Source organism: Pseudoalteromonas sp. P80D2, from assembly GCF_036680945.1.
Classification (GTDB): domain Bacteria; phylum Pseudomonadota; class Gammaproteobacteria; order Enterobacterales; family Alteromonadaceae; genus Pseudoalteromonas; species Pseudoalteromonas shioyasakiensis.
In genome coordinates, this window is record NZ_JAZDAR010000019.1 from 1 (window position 1) to 4,099 (window position 4,099).

General features: G+C 39.4%; 1 protein-coding gene and 6 tRNA genes. 1 reads left to right on the plus strand and 6 read right to left on the minus strand.

What is annotated here, in order from left to right; all coding sequences use genetic code 11:
* Positions 1 to 171: 171 nt before the first annotated feature.
* The 6 genes from VRK28_RS02430 to VRK28_RS02455 form a co-directional block, all read right to left on the minus strand.
* Positions 172 to 247: transfer RNA gene (locus VRK28_RS02430), tRNA-Thr, on the minus strand.
* A gap of 51 nt (positions 248 to 298) precedes the next feature.
* Positions 299 to 374 (minus strand) — tRNA-Phe (locus tag VRK28_RS02435).
* A 26-nt stretch (positions 375 to 400) separates the two neighbouring features.
* Positions 401 to 476 (minus strand) — tRNA-Thr (locus tag VRK28_RS02440).
* 57 nt (positions 477 to 533) lie between these two features.
* Positions 534 to 609: transfer RNA gene (locus VRK28_RS02445), tRNA-Phe, on the minus strand.
* Between the two features lie 114 nt (positions 610 to 723).
* Positions 724 to 799 (minus strand) — tRNA-Thr (locus VRK28_RS02450).
* A 70-nt stretch (positions 800 to 869) separates the two neighbouring features.
* Positions 870 to 945, minus strand: a tRNA-Phe gene (locus VRK28_RS02455).
* 313 nt (positions 946 to 1,258) lie between these two features.
* Here VRK28_RS02455 and VRK28_RS02460 point away from each other — a divergent pair.
* Complete coding sequence (locus VRK28_RS02460; RefSeq protein ID WP_062564937.1) at positions 1,259 to 4,024, plus strand: hybrid sensor histidine kinase/response regulator; 2,766 nt, start codon at positions 1,259 to 1,261, stop codon at positions 4,022 to 4,024.
* The last annotated feature ends 75 nt before the right edge of the window (positions 4,025 to 4,099 follow it).

The following is a 4,099-nucleotide window of genomic DNA, read 5'->3' on the forward strand; positions in this document are numbered from 1 at the left end:
TCGAACCACCGACACGAGGATTTTCAATCCTCTGCTCTACCGACTGAGCTATCTGGGCAATATTTAGTTTTATGCAGAATATCCACAAGGATTTTCAATGCAATTCCCGATGGCTCTACCGACTGAGCTATCTGGGCAAAACAATTAGCTAGATGCTAACTATTAAATAAATGGTGCCGACTATCCGAGTTGAACGGATGACCTACTGATTACAAGTCAGTTGCTCTACCAACTGAGCTAAGTCGGCACACTAAACCTGTGTGCGTTTAGCACTTAATCACGTTGTGATTATAAATAATGGTGCCCAGAGGCGGAATCGAACCACCGACACGAGGATTTTCAATCCTCTGCTCTACCGACTGAGCTATCTGGGCATTTTAAACTTTCGTTTAAAAATAAATGGTGCCGACTATCCGAGTTGAACGGATGACCTACTGATTACAAGTCAGTTGCTCTACCAACTGAGCTAAGTCGGCACACTAAAATCGTGTGCGTTGTGCACTATAATCACTTTAAAAGAGATTATCAAATAATGGTGCCCAGAGGCGGAATCGAACCACCGACACGAGGATTTTCAATCCTCTGCTCTACCGACTGAGCTATCTGGGCAAAATTTAGTTTTATGCAGAATATCAACAAGGATTTTCAATGCAATTCCCGATGGCTCTACCGAGTGAGCTATCTGGGCATAACAAAAAGCTAGAAGCTTGATGTTTAAATAAATGGTGCCGACTATCCGAGTTGAACGGATGACCTACTGATTACAAGTCAGTTGCTCTACCAACTGAGCTAAGTCGGCACACTAAATCTGTGTGCTATGCACGATACTGATGTCTAAAGCATAAATTAAACACCAACATATTAAATAATGGTGCCCAGAGGCGGAATCGAACCACCGACACGAGGATTTTCAATCCTCTGCTCTACCGACTGAGCTATCTGGGCAAATTTCAAACGCACTTATGAGCAACAAATTTGGTTGTCGCTGTCTGGGCGTGCGGCGTATTAAACGGGTTTTGCCTTCTCAAGTCAACTTTTTTTTGAGGATTCTAACTGTTTGCACAGTTTTCAATCAAGATTGCTGTTTTTAATAGTTTTTAGCTTATTTAATCTACAAACTTTGTGCTTTTTGGTTGACCCTCATCATAAAAGGGTTACCTATCTTAAAAACGTGGTGAATTTTTCTTCATAGATGGTAGGATTGTCCAATAATCAAGAATATGCTTAATGATGCTGTATAATTTGTTGGACTAAAGCCATGCCAAGTAAATCAAATTCACCTGTAAAAGGCCTACTACCGCTTTTTATAATCACGAATCTTGTCATCACCCTACTTGCGGTTGTTGCTTACTCTTTTTATCCAACAAGTGAAGTAACTCAGCAAGATAGCAAACCAACTATCACAACGCAGCAATTATCAAATCAGCTTTCAGCACCTCTAATCAGCGCATTAACTATGCCTGGCCAAGATAAAGTAAAAGAGGTTCTCGATTTAAGTCTCCTGCTTAATGATGGTTTTGATTACTATTTATATCGATATGAATTCAACGGCGATGTATCGCTTGTATACGCCAGTAATAAAAAGCTAATCGAAGCCAGTAAAGTTAATCAAAAGCTAGAACAAAACACCCTTATTCATACGGTGTTAGAGTTTAATGATCAACCAGTTGGTGAACTAGTTATAAAGCAACACCCGATTGCTGAACCCATTGCGCAGTCTGCAGGTCTTGCATATGGTTTAGCCGCATTGACTTTAGTAGCACTGGCTATTTTATCTTTTGCCTTAAGTATCTTTATTAATAAGCGTTTTACTAAAAGTAGTGAGTCATTAAGCAGTGAATTAATGGCCATCACAGACAATGCTGACTACCAAGCCCAAGTAAATGAAAACCTAGATTTTGGTTTGGATTCAGTAGCAAAAAATATCAATTTACTACTTAATAAAGTTCAATCAGCAATAACAGAAAACAAAGCTGCTCAGGTAGATTTACAGAAACTACAAAGTGGTCTAGAAAACGAAGTACAAAACCGTACTCTAGCTCTTGAGCAAGCAACTCTCAAAGCCGAACAGGCAAACGAAACCAAAACGACTTTCTTGGCAACCATGAGCCATGAAATTCGTACCCCTATGAATGGGGTTATCGGTACCATTGACTTACTCCGCCAAACCGAGCTTGATGGTGCGCAGCACAGATTAAGTACAATTATTCGTGATTCTGCATTTTCTTTATTAGGTATATTAGATGACATTCTCGATTTCTCGAAAATCGAAGCAGGTAAACTGAATATCGATAATATTCCTTTCTCAGTGTCAGACACCATTGAAGAGGTCGCTCGTGTTTTATCATCGGTGGCCAAAAAGCGTGACCTTGAATTAGAGCTAGCAATTGCGCCAGATATCCCTACAAATTTGATTGGTGATACGGTGCGTGTTCGCCAAGTACTTTATAACCTATGCAGTAATGCAATTAAGTTCACTAGTACTGATGATAAACATAAAGGCCACGTTAAAATTTCGGTAGAGGTGGCTCAAAACACCACTGATCACTACACCCTACGTTTTAGCGTATTAGACAACGGCAAGGGTATGACACAAGCACAGCTTCGTGAAATCTTTAACCCGTTCATTCAAGCTGAAGGCTCAATCACCCGTGAATACGGTGGTACTGGTTTAGGCTTATCGATTTGTAAAAGCTTAACTGAGCTAATGCTAGGTACCATCTCTGTAACAAGTGATTTAGGTATTGGTAGTGAGTTTGTTGTCGAGTTACCTTTTAGTACACAAGGTAAAGTTGAATATGCCCACAAACAGGTAATGAAAGACCAACGTGTTGTAGTTGTAACCAATCATGATGGCCGCAAAAAACTACTTACTCGTTATCTATCATTTATGGGGGCAACACCTGTTATTGCTGATAGCAGCGACAAAATCGAAGCTGAACAAGATAAAAAAGATATTATTTGGATCCTCGATGGTATCGAAACCATGGAAGATATTAACTATATCTTACGCCGCTTGCTATACACCTTAGAAGACAATAAACAGCAAGTAATTGTATTAAGTAAGCTAGATGAAGCCGCTGTTAATCATAAAAATATCTTCTACTTAAATGCTGCACCGCTGTGTAAGTCTAACTTTATGATGTCGCTATTAGTGGCGGCAGGTTTACATAAGCCAAAACAAATTGCTTCGGCTAAGTCATTTAACGACTATTTAAGTGTTGATAAAGCCCGCGAAGAGAACAAACTTGTATTGCTTGTTGAAGACAACGTATTAAATCAGCAAGTGTTAACTGATCAGCTCCATCTATTAGGTTATGGTGTTGAAGTAGCTGAAAATGGTGAAAAAGGCCTTGAAGCATGGCGTGAAGGTAAACACTCAATTATCTTGACAGATTTACACATGCCGAAAATGTCAGGCTACGATATGGTTGAAAAAATTCGTCATGAAGCATCGCAGCTTGAAGATATTAACGCTCAACCTTATGTGATTGCTATCACCGCCAATGCCCTTAAAGGCGAAAAAGAACGCTGTTTAAGCATAGGGATGAATGATTACATCACCAAGCCTGTTGAGCTAAATGTGCTCGAGGCCACTTTACACAAATGTGCATACAAAACGAATCCTGAAGCCACTAAACTTGAAGTTAAAAGGCCAACAGCGCCTATTGATATGGCGATGCTTGCTAACTATGTAAACAATGATGAAGCAAAGAAACTACGCTTTTTCAAAATGTATTTAGAGCAAAGTAATCAACTTAGTAAAGAAATCAACAGTGGTGTTATTGAGCAAGACTTAGAGAAAATCATTTCAGCCTGTCATCAGCTCAAGTCAATCTCAAAAACGATTGGTGCAATGAAAGTTGCAGAACTAGCTGCCGAATTTGAAAAACGCTGCAAAGAAGATGAGCTATCAAGCGATGATTTAATTGAACTGCGCGATAGTTATGAAATTGAATACTCCAAAGTAGCTCAATTCTTAAAAGAACAAATACAAAGAGCTGAGCAAGAAGCAACACATTAAAAAAGGGCCTATTGGCCAATGCCAGTCAGTTAAGCTGACTGGCATTTCTTTTTTTATGTGGGTACTTTGATGGCT